This window comes from Dokdonella fugitiva (assembly GCF_014138265.1).
Classification (GTDB): Bacteria; Pseudomonadota; Gammaproteobacteria; order Xanthomonadales; family Rhodanobacteraceae; genus Dokdonella_A; species Dokdonella_A fugitiva_A.
Window position 1 is genome coordinate 235,808 of the sequence record NZ_JACGXL010000003.1, and the last position, 25,884, is coordinate 261,691.

The following is a 25,884-nucleotide window of genomic DNA, read 5'->3' on the forward strand; positions in this document are numbered from 1 at the left end:
TCCGTCAAGGGCGTTTTTCGATCGGCACGAACGCGAGGTCCTCGGGTCCGGTGTAGTTCGCGCTCGGACGGATGATCTTGCCGTCGATGCGCTGCTCGACCACGTGCGCGCTCCAGCCCGACGTGCGCGAGATCACGAACAGCGGCGTGAACATCGCGGTCGGCACGCCCATCATGTGGTAGCTCACCGCGCTGAACCAGTCGAGGTTCGGGAACATCTTCTTGATGTCCCACATGGTCGACTCGAGCCGCTCGGCGATGTCGAACATCTTCATGTTCTTCTGCGCCGCGGACAGCTCGCGCGCGACGTCCTTGATCACCTTGTTGCGCGGGTCGCTGACCGTGTAGACCGGATGGCCGAAACCGATCACGACTTCCTTGCGCTCGACGCGCGCGCGGATGTCCGCCTCGGCCTCGTCGGGCGTGTCGTAGCGCTTCTGGATCTCGAACGCGACTTCGTTGGCGCCGCCGTGCTTGGGGCCGCGCAGCGCACCGATCGCGCCGGCGATCGCCGAATACATGTCGCTACCGGTGCCGGCGATCACGCGCGCGGTGAACGTCGAGGCATTGAACTCGTGCTCGGCGTACAGGATCAGCGAGGTATGCATCGCACGCACCCACGGTTCGCTCGGCTTCTCGCCGTGCAACAGGTGGAGGAAATGGCCGCCGATCGAATCGTCGTCGGTCTCGACGTCGATGCGCTTGCCGTTCACCGCGAAGTGGTACCAGTACAGCAGCACCGAACCGAGCGACGCCATCAGGCGATCGGCGATGTCGCGCGCGCCCGGATGATTGTGGTCGTCCTTCTCCGGCAGTGCGCAGCCGAGCGCCGACACGCCGGTGCGCATCACGTCCATCGGGTGCGCCGACGCCGGCAGCTGTTCGAGCACGGCCTTCACCGACGCCGGGATGCCGCGCAGCGCCTTCAGCTTCGCCTTGTAGCCGGCGAGCTCGGCGCGGTTCGGCAGCTTGCCGTGCACGAGCAGGTGCGCGATCTCCTCGAACTCGCAGGTCGTCGCGACGTCGAGGATGTCGTAGCCGCGATAGTGCAGGTCGTTGCCGCTGCGACCGACCGTGCACAGCGCCGTGTTGCCGGCGGCGACGCCGGACAGGGCGACGGACTTCTTGGGTTTGAACGGCGTGGCGGTGTCGGTCATGGTGTTCTCTCGGTCATGGTTCGTTCTTCGCTGCCTTCGATCAATCGCCGAAGGCTTCGCCCGGCGGCAGTACGGGGCATGAATCGACGGGCTTCTGCGTCGCCCGGGTGCTCGCGTCGTCGGCGGCGTACAGCCAGCACTCCTCGAGGGTCGAGCAGTAGCAGATCTCGACCGCGGAGCGGCGCGCACTCTCCTTGCGGAAACGGTGGTAGGCGTCCTCGTCACCGATGACGAGCATCGGCACGACCTCGCCGCCACTGACGACATTGTCGGTGATCGTCGACGTGCGCAGCGGCACGCGCTCGAGGCCGAGCGCGGTGACCACTTCGCGCCAGGTGCGCTGCGGCTTGCCGTCGACGGTCACGCGCACGCTCTTCACGATCGCCGGGCCGACGCCCTTGTTGAGCAGCTTGACCGAGTTCTCGGTGTCGTAGCTCGCGAGCATGAGGTAGGGCCACACCTGCGCGCGCACCTGCGTGCGCTGCAGGTAGGCGGTGTAACCCGACACGACCAGCGCGAACGCGCCGATCAGTGCCGCGATGATCGCGGCGAGCGCGTCCCAGTTGCGCGCGCGGGTCTGGTTGCCCCAGGGCGTGCCGCTCATCGCTACTCGTCCGGCCGGCTGCCGGCGAACAGGGCGTCGAGCTTCTGCTCGTACGCATGGTAGCCGAGGAAATCGTACAGTTCGGCGCGCGTCTGCATGGACGACACGGCCGCCTTCTGCGTGCCGTCGCGACGCACGGTTTCGTAGAAGGCGAGTGCAGCCTTGTTCATCGCGCGGTAGGCACCGCAGCAGTACAGCGCGATGTCGACGTCCGCGCCGCGCAGCTCGTCGGTGGTGAAGAACGGCGTCGAGCCGAACTCGGTGAGGTTGGCGAGGATCGGCACCTTCACCGCGTGCCTGAAGCGGCGATAGTCGTCGAGCGTCTGCATCGCTTCGGGGAAGATCATGTCGGCGCCAGCCTCGACGTAGGCGACCGCGCGCTCGATCGCGGCATCGACGCCCTCGACCGCGGCCGCGTCGGTGCGTGCCATGATCACGAATGCGGGATCGGTGCGTGCATCGACGGCCGCCTTCACGCGGTCGACCATCTCGCCTTTCGACACGACTTCCTTGCCCGGGCGATGGCCGCAGCGCTTCTGCCCGACCTGATCCTCCATGTGCACCGCGGCGACGCCGACGTTGACGAACGAGCGGATCGTGCGCGCGATGTTGAATGCGCCGCCCCACCCCGTGTCGATGTCGACCAGCAGGGGCATCTGCGTCGCGTCGACGATGCGGCGCGCGTCGGTGAGCACGTCTTCCATCGTGCTGATGCCGAGGTCGGGCATGCCTAGCGAATTCGCCGCCACGCCGCCGCCGGAGAGATAGAGCGCCTTGTAGCCGATGCGCCGGGCCATCAGGCCGGCGTACGCGGTGATCGCCCCGACGACCTGCAGCGGCCGCTCCTCGGCGACGGCCGCACGGAACTTCGCGCCGGCGGAAGGGCTGGTCATGGATCGTGCTCCGGATGCTGACGATGCGTCAGCCCACCATTTTAGCCCAGTCGGGTCGTACGTCGCCGGTTGTCAGGCGCCGCCCGCGACGACCGCGGGCACCGCGTCGGCCCAGCGCTCGATCGGCGCCGGCCGGCCGAGCAGGAAGCCCTGGCCGAACTCGCAGCCCATGCGCAGCAGCGCGTTGCGCTGCGCCGCGGTCTCGATGCCTTCGGCGATGACCTGGATGCCGAGCGCGCGCGCGAGCGCGAGGATCGCCGCGACCACGGTCGTCGTCGCCGGCATGCCCTCGTCGAGCGCGTGCACGAACGAGCGGTCGATCTTCAGCATGCGCAGCGGCAGCGAGTGGAGGTAACTCAGGGACGAATAGCCGGTGCCGAAATCGTCGAGCGCGGCGCCGATGCCGAGGCCGCGCAACCGTTCTAGCGTCGCTCGCACGCGCTCGGGGTCGTCGAGCAGCGAACCTTCGGTGACCTCGACGATGAGGCGCGCGGGGTCGAGGCCGGTGCGCTCGAGCAGGCGCACGAGGCGACGATCGAAATCGGCGTGCTGCAGGTGCAGCGCCGAGACGTTGATGGTCAGGAACGGCCGGCTCTCGTGCAACTGCTGGATCAAGCCGCAGGCCGCTTCGAACACGCGCCAGTCGATCGCCTCGATGTGGCCGCCGTCCTGCGCCACGCGCAGGAACGCGGCCGGGCCGAGCACGCCGTCGCGCGGGTGGTTCCAGCGCATGAGCGCCTCGTAGCCGACGACCTCGCCGTCGGCGAGGCGGCAGAACGGCTGGAAGTACGGCTCGAACTCGCCGCGGCGCAGCGCCTGACGCAGCTCGCCTTCCATCGCGAGCACGTCGATCGCGGTCTTCGCGAGCGTGTCGTCGAACAGCATGTAGCGCTTGCGACCGAGCTCCTTGGCCCGGTACAGCGCGATGTCCGCGTCGCGCAGCAGTTCGTCGGCGACGACGTAATTGCCGTCGCCGATCGCGATGCCGATGCTCACCGACGGATCGAGTTCGCGCCCGGCCAGTTGCAGCGGCACGCCGAGCGTGTCGAGCACGCGCTGCGCGACGTCCTCCGCGGCGATGCGGTCGCCGACGTCCTCGATGAGCACCGCGAACTCGTCGCCCGACAGGCGCGCGACCATGTCCGGCGCGCGCACGCACTTGAGCAGCCGCCCGGCGACCGCCTTCAGCATCTCGTCGCCGGCGAGGTGGCCGAGGCTGTCGTTGACGACCTTGAAGCGGTCGACGTCGAGGTAGAGCAAGGCGCAGCGCCGGCCGGGCTCCTCGCGCAGGCGGCCGAGGATGCGGTCGAGCCGCTCGCGCAGGAAGCCGCGGTTCGGCAAGCCGGTCAACGCGTCGTGCATGACCTGGTGCTTGAGCTGGTCCTGCGCGCGCTCGCGTTGCAGGATCTGTTCGCGCAACTCGCGCGTGCGTTCGGCGACGCGCTGTTCGAGTTCGGCGTTCGCGCGCTGCAGGGTCACCGCCGAGCGGCGGCGATGGATGCTGTTGGCGATCTGCAGCGCGGCGAAGCTGAGCAGTTCCTGGTCGGCCGCACCGTACGACACCGATTCGGTGTAGCTCTGCACGACGACCACGCCGATCGGCATCTCGTCGACGCGCAGCGGCACGCCGAGCCAGCAGAACGCGGGGCGGCCGATGCGCGCGGGATCGACCTCGCCGCTGCGACCGAGTCCGGCGATGCGCGCAGTGTCGCCGAGCAGCGGCGCGCCCGTGCGCAGCACGTATTCGGTGAGCCCGCGACCGACCTCGCGCGACACGGTGCGGCGCGCGCCGGCGTCGACGTAGTACGGGAACGACAGGATGCGCCGGTCGTCGGAGAGCAACGCGATGAAGAAGTTCTCGGCGTTGAGCAGCTCGCCGACGACCGCGTGCAGGCGTTCGTAGAACTCGTTCTCGTCGATGTCGGCGGTGGCGAGCTGCGCGATGTGGAACAGCGCGGCCTGCAGGCGCTCGGCGCGCTGGCGCTCGATCACCTCGAGCTGGAGGCCGCGGTTCGCCTCGGCCAATTCGAGCGTGCGCAGGCGCACTTCCTGCTCGAGGTCCTCCTGGTTGCGCTTGCGCTCGAGCGCCGTGAGGATGTGGCTGCCGACGAATTCGAGCAGCGCGCGATCCTCGGGCGTGAAGCCGATGCCTTCCTGGTAGCTCTGCACGACGAGCGCGCCGCGCGCCTTGCCGTTGCGCAGCATCGGCACGCCGAGCCAGTCGTAGCTGTCGGGGCCGACCGGGCGCAACGGCGTGGCGACCTGCGTGCGCAATTCTTCCATCGTCCCCATCAGCGCCCTGCCCTCGACGATGAGGTGCCAGGTCAGCGTGTCGCGCAGCCCTGCCATCGGGATGTCTTCGGACGTGTCGGGCACCTCCTTGTCCTCGACGTCGGCGAAGTACAGGAAGCGCAGGCTGTCGCGCTCCGCGTCGTAACGGACGATGAAGAAGTTCTCCGCATACATCAGCGTGCTGACGATGCGGTGGATACCGCGCAGCAGGTCCGGCATGTCGCGGTCCGAACCGGCGAGGTCGGAGATCGCGAACAGCGCGCGCTGCAAGGTCTCGGAATGTTCGAGCTGCTTGTGCGACAGGTGCAGGTCCTGCAACTGCAGGGCACGGCGCAGGTGCACGCCCGCCAGCCGCATGCACGGCGCGAGCGCATCGAGCACCGGCGCCGACACTTCGTCGGGGAAGCGCAGCAGCAATGCGGCGCGATCGTCGTCGAGGCGCACGTCGACGCGCCGGCCGTCGACGCGCATCGGCTGCTCGGCCGCCATCAATGCGGCGACACGCTGCAGGTCGGCGCGCTCCGGCCGGCCCATGCCTTCGGTACCGATCGCCTCGGCGACGTCGTCGAGCCACATCACGACCAGCGCGCTGCAACCGAAATGGCGCTGCACCATCTCCACGATCGCCTGCGCGGTTTCCCGTGGCGCGGTCAGCTCGACCAGCCGGAGCAGGCACTCCAGCTGCATCGAGTCGGCCGCCTGCAGGTTTGTGGAACAGTGGACCATGGGACTCCGGCCGCGCATGGGCGGACTGTGGCCGCGACACCCCTTCGCCGCAGGACGCCACCAGTGCAGCGCGCGGCGCCGCAGGTGTCAATAGCGGGCACGTCGGACCGCGCCGGAGCGCTCGGATCCGGCGTCCGGATCTCTCGCGGGACCGCCGGCCGGAGCCGGCGGCGGCGATCAGTGGCGGGCGGACTCGAGCTCGCGCACGAGGCGGTCCGCGCCGTAGACCTTGCCGAGCGCTTCGAGGATCGCACCGCTGTGCACGGACACGGTCCGATTCAGGCGCTCGTCGTACCAGTAGTTGCCGCCGAGCGAATGGATGTTGCCGTCGAACACGAGGCCGACGATCTCGCCGCGGGCATTGACGAGCGGGCTGCCCGAATTGCCGCCTATGATGTCGTTGGTCGTCGCCAGGTTCATGCGCTTGCGCAGGTCGAGGCGATCCTTCGCGGCGAGCCACGACGCCGGCAGCGCGAACGGATAGGCACCGGTCGCGTGCGCGAACGTGCCCGCGATGTCGGTGAACGGCGGCACCGCCTTGCCCTTCTCGTCCCAGCCGCGCACTTCGCCGAACGAGAAGCGCTGCGTGAACGTCGCGTCCGGATACGCGCTGGTGCCGTACTTCTCGAAGCGCGCGGCGGCGATGAGTTCGGAATTCTTGTCGACGATCGCCTCGACCTCGTTCTCGTAGCGCTTGCGGATCGCGCGCGCCTCGGGATCGACCGCTCGCGCGAGCTCGATGAATGGATCGTCCGACTTCGCCACCGCCTCCGCACCGCCGTCCCAGAGCGCCTTGCGCACGGCCGGGTCGCCGAGCTTGGTGGTGGCGACGAGTCGGCGCGCGACCGCGTCCGGCGCGTCATTGCCGAGCACCTGCCGCACGAACCTATCGTCGGTGCCGAGCGCCTCGCGCAGCTTGGTCAGCGACCAGCCGAGCGTGACCTGTTCGTAGTCGGGATAGATCGGCGCGCTCGAGAGCAACTGCTGGGTCACGCTCGGCAGCTTCGAGTCGGTGTACTCGCGCAGACGCTCGGCGTTCGGCTTGCCGCGCTCGATCGTGCCGCGCACGAGCGTGCGTGCATGTGCATAGTATTCCGAGAAGAAGCCGCGGTGCGCCTCGACGTACTTGTAGCGCGTCTCGATCGTCCGGTACGTGTCCATCGCCCTGGCGATCGCGTCCCAGGCGCCGCCGGCCTTCGCCTTGCGCGCGGGATCGGCGTCGACGAACGCGCGCAGCTCGGCCTCCTGCTTGCGCTTGAGCGCGAACACCGCCGGATCCTGCAGCGCGAGCAGGCGGCCGCGCAGGGCCTTGAACGAGTTCTCGACGCTGAACAGGTCGTGCTGGCCGATGCGCCAGTGCTCGGGCGACTCGCTGCGGAACTGTTCGATCATGCCGCGCTGCTCGGCGAGCAGCAGCAGGCGCGCGATCAGGTCGAGGTCGCGCGCGGATTCGAGTTCGGCGATCGTGAGCTGGCGGTCGGTGCCGCCCGGGTTGCCGATCGTGACGACCATCTCGCCGTCGGCCGCGCCGTCCTTCGAGAACGGGAAATAGTCGGCGACCGTCGCCGGCTTGCCGCCTTCCCACGCGCGCAGCATGCCCATGTCGAGGTCATAGCGCGGGAAGTTGAAATTGTCGGGATCACCGCCGAAGAACGCCATCTCGAACTCGGGCGCGAACACCAGGCGCACGTCCTGGTAGCGGTGGTACTTGTAGAGCGCGTACACGCCGCCGTGGTACAGGTCGACGACGTCGCAGCGCGTGCTCGCGCTGTCCTGGGCGACGCATTCCTTCTCGATCTCGGACTTGATCGCCTTGTCCGCCTTGCTGTACGCCTCGCCGCTCTTGCCCGCGGTCGCCTGCTTCACGCGCGCGGTCACGTCGGCGATCGTGTCTAGCCGGTTGAGCTCGATCTCGGGGCACTTGATCTCGTCCTTCTCTTCCTTGGCGAGGAAGCCGGACTTGATGAAGTCCTTGTCGGCGGTCGACAGCTGCTGCACGCACGAGTTGACGCAGTGGTGGTTGGTCAGCACGAGCCCGTTCGGCGACACGAACGAACCCGAGCAGCCGCCCGCGAGGCGCAGCGCCGCATGCTGCGCGTGCGTGGTCCATTCGGCGGTCGGCGTGAAGCCGTACTTCGCCTGCAGTTGCGCCACCGGCAGGTTGTCCGGCGTCCACATGCCTTCCCCGGCGAGCGCGGCGGAGCCGGTCGCGAACGCGAGGAAAATGCCGACTGCGAGCTTGTACATGGGAGGACTCCTCGTGGGGATCGTCGCGTCCGGACACGCTGCGCGCCGGACGGAAAGCCGTGCGGGCCGCGCACGGCGGTCCGGCAGGAAGCGGCGCCCGCCGCTGCGGCGGGCGCCGTCGTGGGTCAGCGCTTGGCGAACAGGTGCTCGACCCCGGCGCGCTCTTCGCGCAGTTCCTTGTCGGTCGCGTCCATGCGCTCGCGCGAGAACGTGCCGATCTCGAGGCCCTGCACGATCGAGAACTTGCCGCCCTTGATCGTGACCGGATAGCCGTAGATCACGCCCGGCTGGATGCCGTACGAGCCGTCGGACGGAATGCCCATCGAGACCCAGTCACCGTCGGTGGTGCCGCGCGCCCAATCGCGCATGTGGTCGATCGCCGCCGACGCCGCGGATGCGGCCGACGACGCGCCGCGCGCCTTGATGATCGCGGCGCCGCGCTGCTGCACGGTCGGGATGAACGTGTCCTTGTACCAGGCGCCGTCGACCGCATCGATCGCGGGCTTGCCCTTGACCGTCGCGTGGTGGATGTCCGGGTACTGCGTCGAGCTGTGGTTGCCCCAGATCGTCATGCGCTTGATGTCGGTCGTGTGTGCACCGGTCTTTTCGGCGAGCTGCGACAGCGCGCGGTTGTGGTCGAGGCGGACCATCGCGGTGAAGCAGTTCGGATCCAGGTCGGGGGCGTTCTGCTGCGCGATCAGCGCGTTGGTGTTGGCCGGGTTGCCGACCACGAGCACCTTCACGTCGCGCTTGGCGTGGTCGTTGAGGGCCTTGCCCTGCGGGGCGAAGATCGCGCCGTTCGCCTCGAGCAGATCCTTGCGCTCCATGCCCGGGCCGCGCGGACGCGCGCCGACGAGCAACGCGTAGTCGACGTCCTTGAACGCGACGTTGACGTCGTCGGTCGCGACCACGCCGGCGAGCGTCGGGAACGCGCAATCGTTGAGCTCCATCACGACGCCCTGCAGCGCGGGCAGCGCCGGGGTGATCTCGAGCAGGTGCAGGATCACCGGCTGGTCGGGGCCGAGCATGTCGCCGGCGGCGATGCGGAACAGCAGGGCATAGCCGATCTGGCCGGCGGCGCCGGTGACGGCAACACGGACGGGGGTCTTCATGGGGTAACTCCAGTGAACGTTGAACGGGATCGGCGCGCGGCGCCCGCGGGCGCCGTGCGCACTCACTTGAGTTCGGCGAAGAACTCGCGGAATCGCTTCAGGCCTTCCGGCAGCTGCTCCGTCGGGCAGGTGTAGGAGATGCGCAGCGCATTCGGCTCGCCGAAGGCGCTGCCCGGCACGCAGGCGACGCCCTTGTCCTCGAGCAGTGCGTTGCAGAGGTCGACGTCGTTGGCGATCCTGCGGTCGCCGTGGCGCTTGCCGAACGCGCAGGAAATGTCCGGGAACACGTAGAACGCGCCCTGCGGGCGCGGGCAGATCACGCCCGGGATCGAGTTCATGACCGCGAGCACCTGGTCGCGCTTGGACTGGAACTCCGCGCGTTTCTGCGTCGGCACGTCCTGCGGCCCGCCCAGCGCGGCGACCGCGGCCGCGGTGACGATCTCGGGGATGTTGGTGATGTGGTTGGAGTTCAGCGTGACGAACGCCTGCGCGACCTGTTCCGGCGCGGCGATGAAACCGACGCGCCAGCCCGGCATGCCGTAGGTCTTGGAGATCGAATCGACGTGGATCGTGCGCTCGCGCAGCTCCGGCCGCGCGTTGACGAAGTTGTGGTAGCCGATGCCGTCGAACACCATGCGGTTGTAGATGTCGTCGCAGACGATCCACACGTCCGGGTGCTTGACCAGCACGTCGGCGAGCGCGGCGATCTCGTCCTTCGTGTAGACCATGCCGGTCGGGTTGTTCGGGTTGTTGAACAGGAACACCTTCACGCCTGGCAGCGCGGCGTCGAGCTGCGCCGGCGTCAGCTTGTAGTTCTGGCTGGCCGGGCACGGCATCAGGCGCATCTTCGCGTCGACGATCTCGGCGATGTCGACGTAGGTGGTCCAGTACGGCACCGCGAACGCGATCGTGTCGCCCGGATCGAGCAGCGCCTCGGCGAGGTTGTAGAGCACGTGCTTGGCACCGATGCCGGTCGCGACGTTCTTTCGCGTGTACCCACCGAGGCCGGTTCCTTCGAGGTGGAGCAGGAACGCGTCGAGCAGCGCGTCGGCGCCGCGGTTGGAGCCGTACTGGCCGCTGTCCTTGGCGAGCGCGTCGCGGACGGCGGCGTACACGTGCTCGCCGGGCAGGAAGTTCGGCACGCCGATCGAGAAGCTGATGATGTCGCGGCCCGCGGCCTTGAGCTGCTTGGCCTTTTCGGCGACCGCCATGATGGCGCTGGGCTTGGCGCGGCTCATGCGCGCAGCGAGAGTCGGCATGCGAATCCTCGGCAGGGAGAGACGGGCTCGAAATGGAGCCGGACAGCCGAAAATTCTACCACAGCGTCCCGCTCCGCCCGGCCGGCGCTCCGTCACGCAGCCGACGCGTCGCAGCAAGCCATGCGTCAGGCGCATGCGCTAGAGTGCGATCGGCCTTTCGCCCGCCAGGAGGAGTTGTCCATGCACTACCTGTGGATGTTCATCGTCGGCCTGCTCGTCGGCATCGTCGCGAAGTTCCTCATGCCCGGGAAGGATCCGGGCGGCTTCTTCGTCACCGGCCTGCTCGGCGTGGCCGGCATGTTCGTCGGCGGCTTCCTCGCGCAGACGCTCGGCTTCAAGTCCGCGATCAGCGGGACGATCGAGCCGTCCGGCTTCATCGGTGGCGTGATCGGTTCGATCATCCTGCTGATCATCTATCGCCTGTTCCGCCGCAATACATCAGCCTGACGCCGGCGCGACGCGCAAACGAAAAAGGCCGCCCCAGGGCGGCCTTTTTCGTGGAAGAGCGCTGTGCTTCAGCCGCGGTCGAGCACCGCGTTCCACGCGTCCAGATGCGTCTTTTCCTGGGCGAACAAGGGTGCGGTGTCGCCCTTTATCGTGATCGACTGGATGCTGTCGCCGCCCTTGATCTTGTCGACGATCGCCTGGTCGGCCGGGCCTACGACGCTGCCGAACACGGTGTGCTTGCCGTCGAGCCACGGCGTCGGCACGTGCGTGATGAAGAACTGGCTGCCGTTGGTGCCGTGGCCCATGCGCGAGCCCGCGTTCGCCATCGACAGGATGCCCGGGCGGTCGTGCTTTAGGGCCGGGACGATCTCGTCGTCGAACTGGTAGCCGGGGCCGCCGGTGCCGCTGCCATGCGGGCAGCCGCCCTGGATCATGAAATCGGGGATCACGCGATGGAACGTCTTGCCGTCGTAGAAGCCGCGGCGGGCGAGGTTGGCGAAGCTCGCGACGGTCATCGGCACCTGGTCGGCGAACAGGCGCAGGTGGATCGTGCCGTGGGCGGTCGCGATTTCGGCGGTCAGCTCGGGAAGGGACATCGGGATGGCTCCGGATTCGTGGGACGCGCAGCCTAACCGATCCGCGCGCGGGATTCCCCGTGGCGCCGGCAGCGGTCACGGATTCCCGCTATAATATGCGGCTAACTTGCGGCACGTGCCGCCCCCGACCCCCAGAGCGGCCGCATCCATGGCCGCAGGCCCTGCTCCGATGTCCATCGAAAACCTCCGCAATATCGCGATCGTCGCCCACGTCGACCACGGCAAGACCACCCTCGTCGACTGCCTGCTCAAGCAGTCCGGCACGTTCAGCGAACGCACCGTGCTCGCCGAGCGCGTGATGGACTCGAACGACCAGGAAAAGGAACGCGGCATCACGATCCTGTCGAAGAACACCGCGATCACCTGGCAGGGCAACCGCATCAACATCGTCGACACGCCGGGCCACGCCGACTTCGGCGGCGAGGTCGAGCGCGTGCTGTCGATGGTCGACACCGTGCTCATCCTCGTCGACGCGATGGACGGGCCGATGCCGCAGACGCGCTTCGTCACCCAGAAGGCGTTCCAGATGGGCTTCCGGCCGATCGTCGTCATCAACAAGATCGACCGCCCCGGTGCGCGCCCCGACTGGGTGCTGAACCAGACCTTCGACCTGTTCGATCGCCTCGGCGCGACCAACGAGCAGCTCGACTTCCCGGTCGTCTACGCCTCGGCGCTGCACGGCTACGCGAGCCTCGACGCGGAAGCGCGCTCGGGCGACATGACGCCGCTCTACGAAGCGATCATGCAGCACGTGTCGCCGCCGCAGGTCGACCTCGACGGCCCGTTCCAGATGCGCATCAGCCAGCTCGACTACAACAACTACGTCGGCCTGATCGGCATCGGCCGCGTGCAGCGCGGCAAGGTGCGCACCAACATGCCGGTCACGGTGATCGATCGCGAAGGCAAGCGCCGCAGCGCGAAGGTGTTGCAGGTGCTCGGCTTCATGGGACTGGAGCGGCGTGAAGTCCCCGAGGCGGAAGCCGGCGACATCATCGCGCTCAACGGCATCGAGGCACTTGGCATCTCGGACACGATCTGCGCGACGGACGCGCCGGAACAGCTGCCGGTGCTGACCGTCGACGAGCCGACGATCAGCATGACGTTCCAGGTCAACAACTCCCCGTTCGCGGGCAACCGCGACCATAGCGGCGGCAAGTTCCTGACGTCGCGCCAGCTGCGCGACCGCCTGCTGCGCGAAACGCTGCACAACGTCGCGCTCAAGGTCGAGGAGACCGAGGACCCGGACAAGTTCAAGGTGTCCGGTCGCGGCGAGCTGCACCTGTCGGTGCTGATCGAGACGATGCGTCGCGAAGGCTACGAGCTCGCGGTGTCTCGCCCCGAAGTCATCATCAAGGACATCGACGGCGTTGCGAGCGAGCCGATCGAGCAACTCGTGTGCGACCTCGAGGAGCAGTACCAGGGCGGCGTGATGGAGCGCCTCGGCATGCGCCGCGGCCAGCTCGTCAACATGGAGCCGGACGGCAAGGGTCGCGTGCGCCTCGACTACATGATCCCGGCGCGCGGCCTGATCGGCTTCCAGACCGAGTTCCGCACGATCACCGCAGGCACCGGCCTGCTGTTCCACGTGTTCGACCACTACGGCCCGAAGGCCGAGGGCGCGATCGCCAAGCGTCCGAACGGCGTGATGATCTCGAACGGCCAGGGCCCGGCGCCGGCCTACGCGCTGGTGGGCCTGCAGGAACGCGGCCGCCTGCTCGTGAGCGAAGGCGACGAGATCTACGAGGGCCAGCTCGTCGGCATCCACGCCAAGGACAACGACCTCACGGTCAACGCGCTGCGCGCGAAGCAGCTCACCAATATCCGTGCCGCCGGCAAGGACGACAACGTGCAGCTGACGCCGCCGATCCGCATGTCGCTCGAGCAGGCGCTCGAGTTCATCGAAGAGGACGAACTCGTCGAGGTCACGCCGAAGGCGATCCGCCTGCGCAAGAAGCACCTCACCGAGAACGACCGCAAGCGCGCCTCGCGCCAGGCGGCCTGACGGTCGCGCGCACGCGCCCCGGCGCGTGCGCGGACCTCGATCTCAGAATCCCTGCTCCACGCGCAGGTAGACGACGCGGCCGACCGCGCTGTACGCGCTGCCGAAGACGCCGTTGTAGTCGATGAACGGCCGACGGTCGCCGGCGTTGATCGCGCCGATCGCGAGCTGTGTCTTCGCGCTCGCGTGCCAGCCGAGCTGCAGGTCGAGCGTGGTGTAGGTCGGCACCCTCAGCGCACAGCTTTCCGATTCGGCATCGTAGGAATCGCAGTTGCGCTGCGAACCGATCACGTGCGCCTGCGCCGACGCGCTCCATGCACCGCCCTGCCAACTGACGCCGAGGTTCGCGCGATCGCGCGGATAGCCGAGGTAACCGAGGGGAGCATTGGTACTGCCCTCGAATTCCTGTTCGGATCGCGTGATGCGCGACCACGACAGGTTCGCCTCGATGCGACCGAACGCGAAGTCGTGACCCGTGCGCAGGTCGACGTCGAAACCGCGCGTGAGCGAACTCACCGCGTTGACCTGCTGCGGCACGAGGATGCGTGCGATCTCGCCGTCAGCGTCGCGCTCGACCAGACCCTCGCGATAGACGTCGCAGGTGCGCCCGGCGTCGTGGCAGGCGATGTCGTTGAACAGCACCGTGTACATGTCGAGCTGCGTGATCGCGTTGTCGAAATGCGTGCGGAAGCCCTGCACACCGACACTGAAGTCGCGCGTCGGCGAGAACACCGCACCGATGTTCGACTGGCGCGCGGTCTCGGCACCGAGTTTCGGATTGGAGAAGAATACGAGCTCGCGCACCGGGCTGCCGCAGGCGATCGGATCGTCCGGGCGCAGCTGGCAACCGAGCAGGTCGGTGATCTGCGATTCGCTCGTGTAGGTCGGCGCGCCGAGCGTGACGAGGTCGGGCACGTGGAAGCCCTTGCCGATGCTCGCGCGCAGCAGCAGCGAATCGGTCGGGCGCCACATCGCCGACAGCTTCGGGCTCGTCGCGCCGCCCGCGTCGCTGTAGTCGTCGCGTCGCAGCGCGGCCTTGAGCTGCCAGCGGCCGTTGTTGTTCAGCGCGACCTCGGTGAAGGCGGCATGGTGGTTGCGCGTGAGGTCGACCGGCGTCGCCGGCACGCCGCCGAACACGTCGCCGGCGAGCTGCTGGTCGTCGTAGCCGGTCGCGAGACTCTCGTGCGCGTAGTCGAGGCCGACCAGCACATCCAGTGGAACGTCGAACAGCGAGTACGAGCGCGGCTGCAGCTGGAACGACGCCCCCTGCGTACGGTGCACGGCCGTGCTCGAGATCGACGTGCGGAACTGCGAGAAGTCCTGCGTCGCGGGATCGGCGAACGGATCGAAGGTGCCGGCGGAGATCGCGTCGAGGAAACGCGAGACGCTCGCGTAGTTCGTTCCTTCGAGGTCTTCCGCGTAGCGCGTGCCCGTCAGGTCGAGGTTCCAGTCCGCTTCCCAGCCGCCGACGTGCGTGCCGCCGAGGCCGGTCGTGAGCTGCTCGACGCGGTCGTCGCCGCGGTTGATGCGCGGCCCGGCGGGTACGGGTCGATAGGCGAGGTCGAGCGAATAGCCGAGGCCGGGCGCGACTTCGCCGAGCGTCGGGTTGAACGGGCTGTCCGCCGGAATCGCATCGGCGAGCGCGCCGGTCGGCGCGGGTGCGAGTTCGGCGCGCGAGCGGTTGCGCGATACGAGCAGCAGCGCATGCGCGTTCATCGAGTCGCCGACCGCGGTCGAGCCTTGCGCGAGCAGCGTCTTGCGCTCGAGCGCGGCGCGCAGCTCGGCGTCCGCCTGGAAGTTGTACTGGCAGAACTGGCCATAGTCCTCGTAGTAAGGCCCGAGCGCGGAATTCGGATAGCGTGGGTCGCTGCCGAGCGTCTGCGGGCAGTCGGCCGCCGCGTGCCAGGTCTGGTCGACCTCGGGCGAGGGATCGTCGCGACGCCAGGTCGGCGGCGCGCCGTACGACGACAGGCCCGGCGGAAGGTAGCTGCGCTGGCGCGCGAACAGCGGATCCTCCTTCGAGTAGTCGACGCTGAAGATCGCCTGGCTGCGCTCGTCGTGGAAACCGGCGAGCGCGCTCGCGCTGTTCGCGTCGGCGCCGCTCGCGGTGGGCCGATCGACCTGCGCGGTGACCGCGGCGCCGCTGAAATCGCGGCGCGTGATCACGTTGATCACGCCGCCGACCGCGCTCGAGCCGTACACCGCCGACGCGCCGTCACCGAGGATTTCGATGCGATCGACGGCGGCCCACGGCAGCACGTTGAGGTTCTGCGCGTCGCCACCGAGCGACCCCTGCCCGATCAGCGGAATGCCGTTGAGCAGCACGAGCGTGTACTGCGCGCCGAGCCCGCGCAGGCCGGCCGTGGTCGTACCGGGCGCGCTCGTGGTCGGGTTGTGGTCGAGCGGCGCGCCGAAACTGTTCTGCGTGAGGTTCGCGAGCACGGCGCCGACCGAAGTGCGACCCGATACCTGCAAGTCGTCGCGCGAGATGACGATGAGCGGCTGCAGGTCCTCCTGGTCGACGCGCTTCATGCGCGTGCCGGTGACCATGACCGGCGCGAGCTCGACTTCGTCGCCCGCCGGCTCGTCCTGGGCGATCGATGTCCGTCCGATGCCGAACCCGGCCAGCATGGCCAGGCCGAGCAACAGCGATCGGATGCGGTGTGCATGGACACGGTTCACATGGACACGTTTCACGTCGATCTCCTCCCCGTCGATTGGCGATGCGCCGTGACGCCGGAGGCAATCGGCGCGCCGTGGCCGCAACGAGGCGCACGACAGCCTGCCGCCGCATGCGAAGCATGCGGCAGTGCACGATTCCACCTTGTAACGTACGACGATAAACGTACTTTATGCCAGACCGGAGCGGCGACGCAATCGCCGGCCGGTGGCTACGTCGAGGGTCGAGGTCAGCGGGTCGGCGGCAGCGCGCCGCGCTTGCGTACGATCAGCATCGCGAGTTCGAGCGACTGCTCGTAGTTGAGGCGCGGGTCGACCTGCGATTTGTAGGCGCGCGCGAGATCGGTCTCGGTGAGGTCGCGCGCACCGCCCATGCATTCGGTGACGTTCTCGCCAGTGAGCTCCAGGTGCACGCCGCCGAGGCGGGTGCCGGCGGCCGCGTGCACGTCGAACGCGCAATCGAGCTCGCCGCGGATGTTCTCGAAGCGGCGCGTCTTGACGCCGTTGCCGACGGTCTCGGTGTTGCCGTGCATCGGATCGCACACCCACAACGGCGTGCGCCCGCCGCCCTTCATCGCGGCGAGCAGCGGCGGCAGCGCGCCTTCGATCTTGGTCGCGCCCATGCGGTGGATCAACGTGAGGCGGCCCGGCTCGCGCTCGGGATCGAGCGCGTCGGCGAGGCGGCGCAGCTGGTCCGGCGTCACCGACGGGCCGACCTTCACCGCGATCGGATTGCGGATGCCGCGGAAGTACTCGACGTGCGCGCCGTCGAGCGCCGCGGTGCGCATGCCGATCCACGGGAAGTGCGTCGACAGGTTGAACCAGCCGGCCTGGCGCGGCACCTGGCGCGTGAGCGCCTGCTCGTAGTGCAGCACGAGCGCCTCGTGCGAGGTGTAGAAGTCGACCCGCTGGAAGCTGCCGAGCGGCTCGCCGGCGAGGGTCTCCATGAAGCGCAGCGAATTGCCGATCGACTCGACCATCGCGCGGTATTCGACCTGCAGCGGCGAGTGCTGGACCCAGCCCAGGTCCCAGTATTCGGGGTGATGCAGGTCGGCGAAACCGCCGTCGACGAGCGCGCGAACGAAGTTCATCGTCATCGCCGAGCGCGCATGGCCGCGGATGAGGCGCTGGGGATCCGCGCGGCGCGCCTCAGCGGTGAACGCGGCGGCGTTGACGAGGTCGCCGCGGTAGCTCGGCAGCGTCACGCCGTCCCGCGTCTCGCTGTCGGCCGAACGCGGCTTGGCGTACTGACCGGCGAAGCGACCGACGCGTACGACCGGCAGCTTGAGCCCGTGCACGAGCACGAGGCTCATCTGCAGCATGACCTTGAGGCGATTGGAGATCAACGGCGACGTGCAATCGTCGAAACTCTCCGCGCAATCACCGCCTTGCAGGAGGAACCGCTGTCCCGCCGCCGCTTCCGCGAGCAGGCGCTTGAGCGAGAGGATCTCCCACGAGGTGACCAGCGGCGGCAATTGCGACAACTGGGAGAGCGAACGCTCGAGTTCCGCGGCGTCCGCATAGACGGGCTGCTGGGTGTGCGGGCAAGCCTGCCACGACGACGGCGACCATTCGACGGGAGCGGTGCTGAGCGGTGCGATGGGTTCCGGAGAGGCCATGGCGATCGTCGTTTGCTGCAATGCGGAAAACGATCATGCCACAGCCTCTGGCCGCCGTCATACAGACGGCGGCGTATCGCCCGCTAGACAGTGCGCCGCCGGAATCCGGCCCATAGTGCGCCCGTGCCGAGCAGCACGTAGCAGATCAGGGTCCATCCCGGCATCGTGATGCCGAGCAGGCGCCAGCTGCTTTCGCTGCAGTCGCCGCTCGCCATGAACGCCTTGCGGATCGCCTGGGCGAGCGGGAAGCGGTTGTCGAACAGCGTGTAGAAGTCCATCCCGCAACCGCCCATGAGCGGATCCGGCGGGTTCATCTGCATCCACAGGTGTTGCACGGCGATCACGCCGCCGACCACCGCGAACAAGGCCACGAGCAGCGCGTAGACGCGTCGACCGATCGTTCCGGGACGATGCAGCGCACCGACGAGGAAGAACACGCCCATGCCGACGAAGGCGCCGCGCTGGAACATGCATTTCGGGCACGGGACGATCCCCTGCTGGCGCTCGAGGATAAAGTAGGCGTAGGCGACCAGACCGAAGCAGATCAGTGCGCCGAGCGCGAACTGCGCGCGGTAGGACCAGGCGAACGGGTTGGGATTCATGCGTACTCCGGGCTCGATGCGTGGAAGTCTAGCGTCACGGCCGCACTACAGGAAAAACCAGTGTGTCAGCGTGCCGACGTACATGCAGACCGCGAGCACGAGCCAAAGTGCCCACGTCGCGTATTCGACCGGCCGCGAACGATGTTCGCGGAACGCGAGCCACAGCACGAGCGGCACCAGCACGTAGCGCAGCTCGACCAGCCACGACGCGGCGAGGAAAACGAGCGCGACCGGAAACAGCCAGTACGCCGACGATGGGCGCAGGCGGAAGGTCGCGAGCGAACAGGCGGCGCCCGCCGCGACCAGCGCGGCAAGCGCTCGTGCGTACCATCGTTGCTCGATCAACATGGGCAGATGGTTGTGCAGGTAGTACCACGGATAAGCGGTGTTGTACGGGTTATCGGCATGAAATCCGAACCAGAAGCCGCACGCGACCAGTACGGGGACGGCCGCGAGCAGCCAACCCGGGCGATCGCGACGCAGCGCCGCGAGGAACGCGGGGAGTCCCTGAAGAACCTGCAGCGGGAGCAGCAGCCCGGCGACGAGCAGTGCGAATAACGGGTTGCCGGCGTGCAGCTTCGCGTCCGGATGCAGCGCGGCTTGCGTGCGCGACAGCGAGATCGAGCCGTTCCACGCCCAGAACGCGACGAACACCGCGAGCGGAACCACGTAGGGCCACAACGGCGCCAGCACGCGCACGGGCTCGCGCCGCGCGCGCTCGAGGGAATCGTCGCCGATCGCGAGCATGACGAGCAGGCCCGTCCAGACGACTTCGTGCTGGCGCACGCCGACGAGCGCCGTCGCGAACAACGCCGCGAGCACATGCCGGCGCGCGACGCTCGCCCACGCCGCCCACAGCAGCAGGGCGAGCGCGAGCACGTCGGTGTAGACGACGAAGAACAGTGGCACGAGGATCGGCAGCACGAGCAGCTGCGCGGTCGCGAGCGTCTCGGTACCGGGCCACGCGCGTCGGCGCAACGCATGGAATCCTGCGACCGCGAACAGGCCGAACGCGGCATTCGCGAGGCGCGCCGCATCGAGCGAGGCCGCGCCGCATGCGCGCATCAGCGCGGCGACGAGCGCGTGGTAGCCCGGAATCGTCGTCAGCTCGGCGAGGATGCGATCCGTGCCGCGCAGGAACTGCGTGATCTGCGTGAAATGATCGATCTCGTCGGTGAATGGCGCGCTGAGGCGTATCGCGACGATCGCGGCGACGTAGAGTGCGCCGAGCAGCAGTCCGAACGCCCACTGCGCTCCCGACGACGATGCGCGTTCCAGAAACGAAAAACCCCGGACAGGCCGGGGCTCTTCGCTGCTTGGCTGCCGTGGCGTCAATCGGCCGCCTGGTCGCCCGCATCGGAACGCGGACGATCGACCAGTTCGACGTACGCCATCGGCGCGTTGTCGCCGGCGCGGAAACCGCACTTGAGCAGGCGCAGGTAGCCGCCCTTGCGCTCGCGGTAACGCGGGCCGAGTTCGACGAACAGCTTGCCGACCGCTTCCTTGTCGCGCAGGCGCGCGAACGCGAGGCGGCGATTGGCCACGCCGTCGGTCTTCGCGAGCGTGATGAGCGGCTCGGCGACGCGGCGCAATTCCTTCGCCTTCGGCAACGTGGTGCGGATGAGCTCGTGCTTGAACAGCGATGCAGCCATGTTCTTGAACATCGCTTCGCGATGGCTGCTCGTGCGGCTGAACTTGCGACCGGCCTTCTGGTGGCGCATGGTGGATTCCTCTTGCCTCGATTGTTATGAGAGGCCGGCACCTGTGTCCGGCGACCCGCGGTTACCCGCTGATAAGCAGCCCTGTTTGCAACGAGCTGTCTTCCAACAGTACGGCCGTGCCGGCCGCTTTCGAACATCGACGAGGATGCTTCCGCATCCTCTTGCGGCCAATCCGGCCGGGGTGGCGATCAAGGACGATCGCACGAGTGGACAGCAGCGACCGCGGGCGAAGGATCGCGCGCGGCCGCGGAAAATCAGCCCAACTGCATACCGTGGACGAGACCCGGCGGCGGCCAGCTGTCGAGCTTCATGCCGAGCTGCAGGCCGCGCTGATACAGCACGTCCTTGATCTCGGTGAGCGACTTCTTGCCGAGGTTCGGCGTCTTCAGCAACTCGACTTCGGTCTTCTGCACGAGATCGCCGATGTAGTAGATGCTTTCCGCCTTGAGGCAGTTGGCCGAACGCACGGTCAACTCGAGGTCGTCGATCGGGCGCAGCAGCACCGGGTCGACACCGCTCTTGTCGGTCTTCGCGTCGGTGCTTTCGCGGCGCGCGAAATCACCGAACACGCTGATCTGGTCCTGCAGGATCTCGGCGGCCTTGCGCACCGCTTCCTCGGCATCGATCGCGCCGTTCGTCTCGACGTCGAGCACGAGCTTGTCGAGGTCGGTGCGCTGCTCGAGGCGCGCGCTGTCGACGTTGTAGGCGACGCGACGAACCGGGCAGAACGACGCATCGAGCTGAAGGCGGCCGATCGGACGCGCTTCCTCGTCCGGCAGTCGGCGTGCCGTCGCCGGCTGGTAGCCGACGCCGCGCACGACCTTGAGGCGCATGTTGAGCGCGATGTCCTTGGTCAGGTGGCAGATCACGTGGTCGGGATTGACGATCTCGACCGAGTGATCGACCTTGATGTCGCCCGCGACGACGACGCCCTTGCCCTTCTTGCTGAGCGTGAGCGTGGTCTCGTCTTGGCCGTGCATGCGGATCGCGACATCCTTGAGGTTGAGCAGCACCTCGATGACGTCTTCCTGCAGGCCTTCGAGCGTGGTGTACTCGTGCAGCACGCCGTCGATCTCGACTTCGATGATCGCGCTACCCGGAATCGACGACAGCAGCACGCGACGCAGCGCGTTGCCGAGCGTGTGACCGAAGCCGCGCTCCAGCGGCTCGACGACGACCTTGGCGCGGTCGGTACCGAGGCGTTCGACTTGGATGCCGCGCGGACGCAGCACGTTGGTGGACGATCCCGCCATATGCAGTTGACTCCAAGAATCCTCGCGGATTCCTCAGTGATGTGTTCCTGCGAAGGTCCGGGCGGGGCCCGGCCTTCTTACTTCGAGTACAGCTCGATGATCAGGCTTTCGTTGATGTCCGACGGCAGGTCGGAGCGTTCCGGCAGCGTCTTGAACAGGCCGCTCGCCTTCTTCGCGTCGACTTCGACCCACGACGGGGTGAGGTCCATTTCCTGCGAGACCGTCAGCGATTCCTGCACGCGCAGCTGGCTCTTGGCGCGTTCACTCAGCGCGACCTCGTCGCCCGGACGCACCTGGTACGACGGCAGGTTGACCTTCTTGCCATTCACGCGAACGGCGGCATGCGACACCAGCTGGCGCGCGGCAGCGCGCGTCACGGCGAAGCCCATGCGGAAGACGACGTTGTCCAGGCGCGATTCGAGCATGCGCAGGAGGTTCTCGCCCGTGTTGCCCTTCTGGCCCGAAGCCTTCTGGTAGTACGAGTGGAACTGGCGCTCGAGCAGGCCGTAGATGCGCTTTACCTTCTGCTTTTCGCGCAGCTGCACGCCGTAGTCCGACAGGCGGCCGCGCTTGGCGCCGGCGGCGCCATGCTGGCCGGGCTTTTGCTCCAGCTTGCACTTCGAATCGAGCGCGCGCGCGGGGCTCTTGAGGCTGAGGTCGGCGCCTTCGCGGCGCGCGAGCTTGCAGGTGGGTCCGAGATAACGAGCCATGGTTCCTGTTTCCCCTTACACGCGACGCTTCTTCGGCGGACGGCATCCGTTGTGCGGAATCGGCGTCACGTCGATGATGTTGGTGACCTTGAAGCCCGCATTGTTCAGCGAGCGCACGGCCGATTCACGACCCGGACCCGGACCCTTGATGCGCACTTCGACCGTCTTCACGCCGTAGTCGGCGGCGACGCGCGCCGCCTTGTCCGCGGCGACCTGCGCGGCGAACGGCGTCGACTTGCGCGAGCCACGGAAACCGGCGCCGCCGGCAGTCGCCCACGAAAGCGCGTTGCCCTGGCGGTCGGTAATCGTGACGATCGTGTTGTTGAACGAAGCCTGCACATGGGCGACGGCGTCCGTCACCACACGCTTGGTCTTCTTCTTAGGCTTGACTGCTACGGGTTTGTTCATTTGCCCGGATATCCTTACTTCTTGATGGCGCGGCGCGGGCCCTTGCGGGTGCGCGCGTTGGTACGGGTACGCTGGCCGCGCAGCGGCAGGCCGCGACGATGGCGCAGGCCGCGGTAGGTACCGAGGTCGATCAGGCGCTTGATCGACATGCCGACTTCACGGCGCAGGTCGCCTTCGACCGTGACCTTGCCGATCTCATGGCGCAGCTTGTCGACCTCGGCCTCGGTCAAGTCCTTGATCTTGGCTGCCGGATTGACACCCGCGTCAGCGCAGACCTTCTTCGCGCGCGAACGGCCGATGCCGAAAATGCTCTGCAGGCCGATCACGACATGCTTTTGAACCGGAAGATTGACACCCGCAATGCGTGCCATGCTTGTTGATCTCCAGAAAAACTACTTAAGTGCGCAGAGAACTTGACATTATATCCGGTTTACCCCTGCCGGGGAACCCCCGGCCCCGAGGGCCCGGATCTGGATCTTTTGCCGCTCAACGGCCGCGCAAATTCGCCTTTTTGAGCAGACTTTCGTACTGATGCGAAACCAGGTGCGCCTGGATCTGGGCGGTGAAGTCCATGACCACGACCACCACGATCAGCAGGGACGTGCCGCCGAAGTAGAACGGCACGTGCCACGCGTTGCGCAGGATGTCCGGCACCAGGCAGACCGCCACGAGGTAGAGCGCGCCGGCACCCGTCAGGCGGGTCAGGACACCATCGATGTAGTCGGCCGTCGCCTTGCCCGGGCGCAGGCCCGGGATCAGCGCACCCGAGCGCTTGAGGTTGTCCGCGGTTTCCTGCGAATTGAACGTCAGCGCCGTGTAGAAGTACGCGAACACGATGATCAGCAGCGCGTACAGCAACATGTGCAGCGGCTCGCCCGGACCGAGGGACGCGGTCAGCACCTGCAACCAGTGGATCTCGTTGGAATTGTTGAACCAAGTCGCCGCGGTCGCCGGGAACATCAGCAAGGACGACGCGAAGATCGGCGGGATCACGCCCGACATGTTGATCTTCAGCGGCAGATGCGAACTCTGGTTCATGTAGGCCTTGCCCGCCCCACCCTGGCGACGCGCATAGTTCACCGTGATGCGACGCTGGCCGCGCTCCATGAACACGACGAACGCGGTCACGGCGAGCACGATCACGAACACGATCAGGACGCGCAGGATCGGCAATTCGCCGGTCTGCGCCATGCCGAGCGTATGCACGACGGCCGCGGGCAGCCCCGCCACGATGCCGGAGAAGATCAGCAGCGAGATGCCGTTGCCGATGCCGCGCTCGGTGATCTGCTCGCCGAGCCACATCAGGAACATCGTGCCGGCGGTGAGGCCGACGACGGTCGTGAAGATGAAGCTCGGGCCGGGCGCATAGACGATGCCGGTCTGCGCCTGCAGCATCGATGCGACACCGAACGACTGGAACAGCGCCAGCGCGACCGTACCGAAGCGCGTGTAGGTGGTCAGCTTGCGCCGTCCCGCCTCGCCTTCCTTGCGCAGTTGCTGCCAGGTCGGGATCACCGACGCGAACATCTGCACGATGATCGACGCCGAGATGTAAGGAATCACACCGAGGGCGAAGATCGACAGTCGGCTCAGCGCACCACCCGAGAACATGTTGAACATGTCGAGCAGGCCGCCGCCCTGCTGGATGCGACGCGCCATCTCTTCCGGATTGACGCCCGGCACCGGGATGAACGAGCCGAGCCGGTACACGACCAGCGCGCCGATCACGAACAGCAGGCGCTGCTTCAGCTCGGTCAACTTGCCGAGCGAAGCGAGCGGATTGGACTGCGAAGACGCCACGCGCTTACTCCACGCTGCCGCCGGCAGCCTCGATCGCGGCCTTGGCGCCGGCGGTGACCGCCACGCCCTTGAGCTTCACCGCGCGCTTGATGTCGCCCTTCTTCACGATCTTCGCGCGTTCGGCGCGGGTCTCGATCAGGCCGGCGGCCTTGAGCACGTCGAAATCGACCACGTCGGCCTTGAGCGAATCGAGCTGGTAGAGCAGCACTTCGCTGACCTCGTGGGCCTTCTTGGAACGGAAACCGACCTTCGGCAGGCGGCGCTGCAGCGGCATCTGGCCGCCTTCGAAGCCGGCCTTGACCTTGCCCTTGCCGGCGCGCGCGTACTGACCCTTGTGACCACGGCCAGCGGTCTTGCCGAGGCCCGAACCGATGCCGCGACCGACGCGGACGCGATCCTTGCGGGCACCAGCGGCGGGCTTGAGTGTGTTGAGACGCATGTCAATCGACTCCAGAGAAATTGCTAGTTCGAGGCATTGAACGCGAGTTCAATGCCCCGGGCGTCTCAGACGCCTTCCTCGATGCGGACCAAATAGCTGACCTGGTTCACCAGGCCGCGCACCGACGGCGAATCGACCAGTTCACGCACGTCGTTGAGCTTGCGCAGGCCGAGCGCGCGCACGCTGACGCGATGGCGTTCCTGGCAACCGTTGATGCTCTTGAACAGGCGGACGCGGATCGTCTTGCCTGCCTTCGCGTTCGTCTTAGCCATTGCCCATCACCTCGTCGACCGACTTGCCGCGCTTGGACGCGATGCGCTCCGGCGACACCATCGCCTGCAGGCCGTTGATCGTCGCGCGCACCAGGTTGATCGGGTTGCGCGAACCGACCGCCTTGGCCAGAACGTTCTTGACGCCGACCACTTCGAGCACGGCGCGCATCGCGCCGCCGGCGATCACGCCGGTGCCTTCGGACGCCGGCTGCATGAACACCTTCGCCGCGCCGTGGTTGGCCTTCACCGCATGGAACAGCGTGCCGTTGTTGAGGTCGACCTTGACCATGCCCTTGCGCGCGCGCTCCATCGCCTTCGAGATCGCGACCGGCACTTCGCGCGCCTTGCCGTAACCGAAGCCGACGCGGCCATCGCCGTCACCGACGACGGTCAGTGCCGTGAAGCTCATCTGGCGGCCGCCCTTGACGGTCTTCGCCACGCGGTTCACCGCGATCAGCTTCTCGAGGAAGCCGTCGCTGTTCTCACGTTCGTTCGTATTCGCCATGTTTCACCTGTCATGCCGCCCGCCGGAGCGGTTGCGGACTTCTGCTTGCGGCATTGCCGCTTGGAGTTGTGATGGAACGGTTCCGGAACGGCTCAATCCGGTTGTTGCTGCGCCTGCCCTGGCGCCCGGCGTGGTGCGCCGGTTTGGTGCATGTCGGCGCGGCCGCGGACGGCCGCGCGCGATCAGAACTTCAGGCCCGCTTCGCGCGCAGCTTCCGCGAGCGCCTGGATGCGGCCGTGGTAACGGAAGCCCGAGCGGTCGAACGCGACCTTCTCGACGCCCGCCTTCAGCGCGGCCTCGGCGACGGCCTTGCCGACGGCGGCGGCCGCGGCCTTGTTCTTGGTGCCCTTCAGGCTTTCAGCGATCGCCTTCTGCGTGGTCGACGCGGCCGCGATGACCTTGTCGCCCTCGGCGGTCTGCACCTGCGCGTAGATGTGCTGCCCGCTGCGATGCACGCTCAGGCGCGGCACGCCCAGCGTGCGGATGTGTGCGCGCGTGGACTTGGCGCGGCGGAGTCTTGCGATGTTCTTTTCCATGGTCGTTCT

Annotated in this window: 24 protein-coding genes; 2 read left to right on the top strand and 22 right to left on the bottom strand. The window is 67.5% G+C overall.

Annotated elements, in window-relative coordinates:
- Positions 1-4: 4 nt before the first annotated feature.
- The 7 genes from prpC to FHW12_RS11485 all read right to left on the bottom strand — a co-directional run bounded on the left by prpC (position 5) and on the right by FHW12_RS11485 (position 10,289).
- A complete protein-coding gene (gene prpC / locus FHW12_RS11455) occupies positions 5-1,156 on the bottom strand; it encodes a bifunctional 2-methylcitrate synthase/citrate synthase (RefSeq protein ID WP_182531165.1) in 1,152 nt (383 codons plus the stop codon).
- A gap of 40 nt (positions 1,157-1,196) precedes the next feature.
- Positions 1,197-1,760, bottom strand: a complete 564-nt coding sequence (locus tag FHW12_RS11460) for a hypothetical protein (RefSeq protein WP_182531166.1) — start codon at positions 1,758-1,760, stop codon at positions 1,197-1,199.
- Positions 1,761-1,762: 2 nt separating this feature from the next.
- A complete protein-coding gene (prpB, locus tag FHW12_RS11465; protein WP_182531167.1) occupies positions 1,763-2,653 on the bottom strand; it encodes a methylisocitrate lyase in 891 nt (296 codons plus the stop codon).
- A 72-nt stretch (positions 2,654-2,725) separates the two neighbouring features.
- Positions 2,726-5,671, bottom strand: a complete 2,946-nt coding sequence (locus FHW12_RS11470; RefSeq protein ID WP_182531168.1) for a bifunctional diguanylate cyclase/phosphodiesterase — start codon at positions 5,669-5,671, stop codon at positions 2,726-2,728.
- A 177-nt stretch (positions 5,672-5,848) separates the two neighbouring features.
- Positions 5,849-7,918 (bottom strand): S46 family peptidase, encoded by a 2,070-nt coding sequence (locus FHW12_RS11475; RefSeq protein WP_182531169.1) that lies wholly within the window; start codon positions 7,916-7,918, stop codon positions 5,849-5,851.
- A gap of 125 nt (positions 7,919-8,043) precedes the next feature.
- Positions 8,044-9,030, bottom strand: a complete 987-nt coding sequence (locus FHW12_RS11480; RefSeq protein WP_182531170.1) for a malate dehydrogenase — start codon at positions 9,028-9,030, stop codon at positions 8,044-8,046.
- Between the two features lie 62 nt (positions 9,031-9,092).
- Complete coding sequence (locus FHW12_RS11485; protein WP_182531171.1) at positions 9,093-10,289, bottom strand: pyridoxal phosphate-dependent aminotransferase; 1,197 nt, start codon at positions 10,287-10,289, stop codon at positions 9,093-9,095.
- Positions 10,290-10,469: 180 nt separating this feature from the next.
- Between FHW12_RS11485 and FHW12_RS11490 the strand changes: the two genes are divergently transcribed.
- Positions 10,470-10,736, top strand: coding sequence for a GlsB/YeaQ/YmgE family stress response membrane protein (locus tag FHW12_RS11490; protein WP_182531172.1), 267 nt, complete (start codon positions 10,470-10,472; stop codon positions 10,734-10,736).
- Between the two features lie 68 nt (positions 10,737-10,804).
- Here FHW12_RS11490 and FHW12_RS11495 read toward each other — a convergent pair whose 3' ends face one another.
- Positions 10,805-11,332: a peptidylprolyl isomerase gene (locus FHW12_RS11495; RefSeq protein WP_182531173.1), complete on the bottom strand. Its 528-nt coding sequence runs from the start codon at positions 11,330-11,332 to the stop codon at positions 10,805-10,807.
- A gap of 169 nt (positions 11,333-11,501) precedes the next feature.
- Between FHW12_RS11495 and typA the strand changes: the two genes are divergently transcribed.
- A complete protein-coding gene (gene typA, locus FHW12_RS11500; RefSeq protein WP_182531174.1) occupies positions 11,502-13,334 on the top strand; it encodes a translational GTPase TypA in 1,833 nt (610 codons plus the stop codon).
- A 42-nt stretch (positions 13,335-13,376) separates the two neighbouring features.
- Here typA and FHW12_RS11505 read toward each other — a convergent pair whose 3' ends face one another.
- From FHW12_RS11505 to rplR, 14 genes are all read right to left on the bottom strand, one after another.
- Positions 13,377-16,028, bottom strand: a complete 2,652-nt coding sequence (locus FHW12_RS11505) for a TonB-dependent receptor domain-containing protein (RefSeq protein WP_182531175.1) — start codon at positions 16,026-16,028, stop codon at positions 13,377-13,379.
- A 212-nt stretch (positions 16,029-16,240) separates the two neighbouring features.
- The gene (locus FHW12_RS11510) at positions 16,241-17,629 is read right to left on the bottom strand and encodes a class II 3-deoxy-7-phosphoheptulonate synthase (protein ID WP_182531176.1); all 1,389 of its coding nucleotides are present in this window, start codon (positions 17,627-17,629) and stop codon (positions 16,241-16,243) included.
- An 83-nt stretch (positions 17,630-17,712) separates the two neighbouring features.
- Positions 17,713-18,231 (bottom strand): disulfide bond formation protein B, encoded by a 519-nt coding sequence (locus FHW12_RS11515; protein ID WP_182531177.1) that lies wholly within the window; start codon positions 18,229-18,231, stop codon positions 17,713-17,715.
- A 45-nt stretch (positions 18,232-18,276) separates the two neighbouring features.
- Positions 18,277-19,566, bottom strand: a complete 1,290-nt coding sequence (locus FHW12_RS11520; RefSeq protein WP_182531178.1) for a hypothetical protein — start codon at positions 19,564-19,566, stop codon at positions 18,277-18,279.
- Entirely contained in the window at positions 19,563-19,952 is a 390-nt protein-coding gene (gene rplQ, locus FHW12_RS11525) for a 50S ribosomal protein L17 (protein WP_182531179.1), read from the bottom strand. Before rplQ ends, FHW12_RS11520 begins: the two co-directional genes overlap by 4 nt.
- Before the next feature lie 254 nt (positions 19,953-20,206).
- Positions 20,207-21,205: a DNA-directed RNA polymerase subunit alpha gene (locus FHW12_RS11530; protein ID WP_131994909.1), complete on the bottom strand. Its 999-nt coding sequence runs from the start codon at positions 21,203-21,205 to the stop codon at positions 20,207-20,209.
- A gap of 77 nt (positions 21,206-21,282) precedes the next feature.
- Positions 21,283-21,915, bottom strand: coding sequence for a 30S ribosomal protein S4 (gene rpsD / locus FHW12_RS11535; protein WP_182531180.1), 633 nt, complete (start codon positions 21,913-21,915; stop codon positions 21,283-21,285).
- Between the two features lie 15 nt (positions 21,916-21,930).
- Positions 21,931-22,323 (bottom strand): 30S ribosomal protein S11, encoded by a 393-nt coding sequence (rpsK, locus tag FHW12_RS11540; RefSeq protein ID WP_182531181.1) that lies wholly within the window; start codon positions 22,321-22,323, stop codon positions 21,931-21,933.
- Positions 22,324-22,337: 14 nt separating this feature from the next.
- Entirely contained in the window at positions 22,338-22,694 is a 357-nt protein-coding gene (gene rpsM, locus FHW12_RS11545) for a 30S ribosomal protein S13 (protein WP_182531182.1), read from the bottom strand.
- Between the two features lie 115 nt (positions 22,695-22,809).
- Positions 22,810-24,123: a preprotein translocase subunit SecY gene (secY, locus tag FHW12_RS11550; protein ID WP_182531183.1), complete on the bottom strand. Its 1,314-nt coding sequence runs from the start codon at positions 24,121-24,123 to the stop codon at positions 22,810-22,812.
- Between the two features lie 4 nt (positions 24,124-24,127).
- Positions 24,128-24,568 carry a 50S ribosomal protein L15 gene (gene rplO / locus FHW12_RS11555; RefSeq protein WP_182531375.1) on the bottom strand — a complete coding sequence of 147 codons (441 nt, stop codon included), beginning with the start codon at positions 24,566-24,568 and terminating at the stop codon, positions 24,128-24,130.
- Between the two features lie 59 nt (positions 24,569-24,627).
- Positions 24,628-24,834 (bottom strand): 50S ribosomal protein L30, encoded by a 207-nt coding sequence (gene rpmD / locus FHW12_RS11560; RefSeq protein ID WP_182531184.1) that lies wholly within the window; start codon positions 24,832-24,834, stop codon positions 24,628-24,630.
- Positions 24,827-25,339 carry a 30S ribosomal protein S5 gene (rpsE, locus tag FHW12_RS11565; protein ID WP_182531185.1) on the bottom strand — a complete coding sequence of 171 codons (513 nt, stop codon included), beginning with the start codon at positions 25,337-25,339 and terminating at the stop codon, positions 24,827-24,829. Before rpsE ends, rpmD begins: the two co-directional genes overlap by 8 nt.
- Positions 25,340-25,521: 182 nt before the next feature.
- A complete protein-coding gene (gene rplR, locus FHW12_RS11570; RefSeq protein WP_182531186.1) occupies positions 25,522-25,875 on the bottom strand; it encodes a 50S ribosomal protein L18 in 354 nt (117 codons plus the stop codon).
- Between the last annotated feature and the right edge of the window lie 9 nt (positions 25,876-25,884).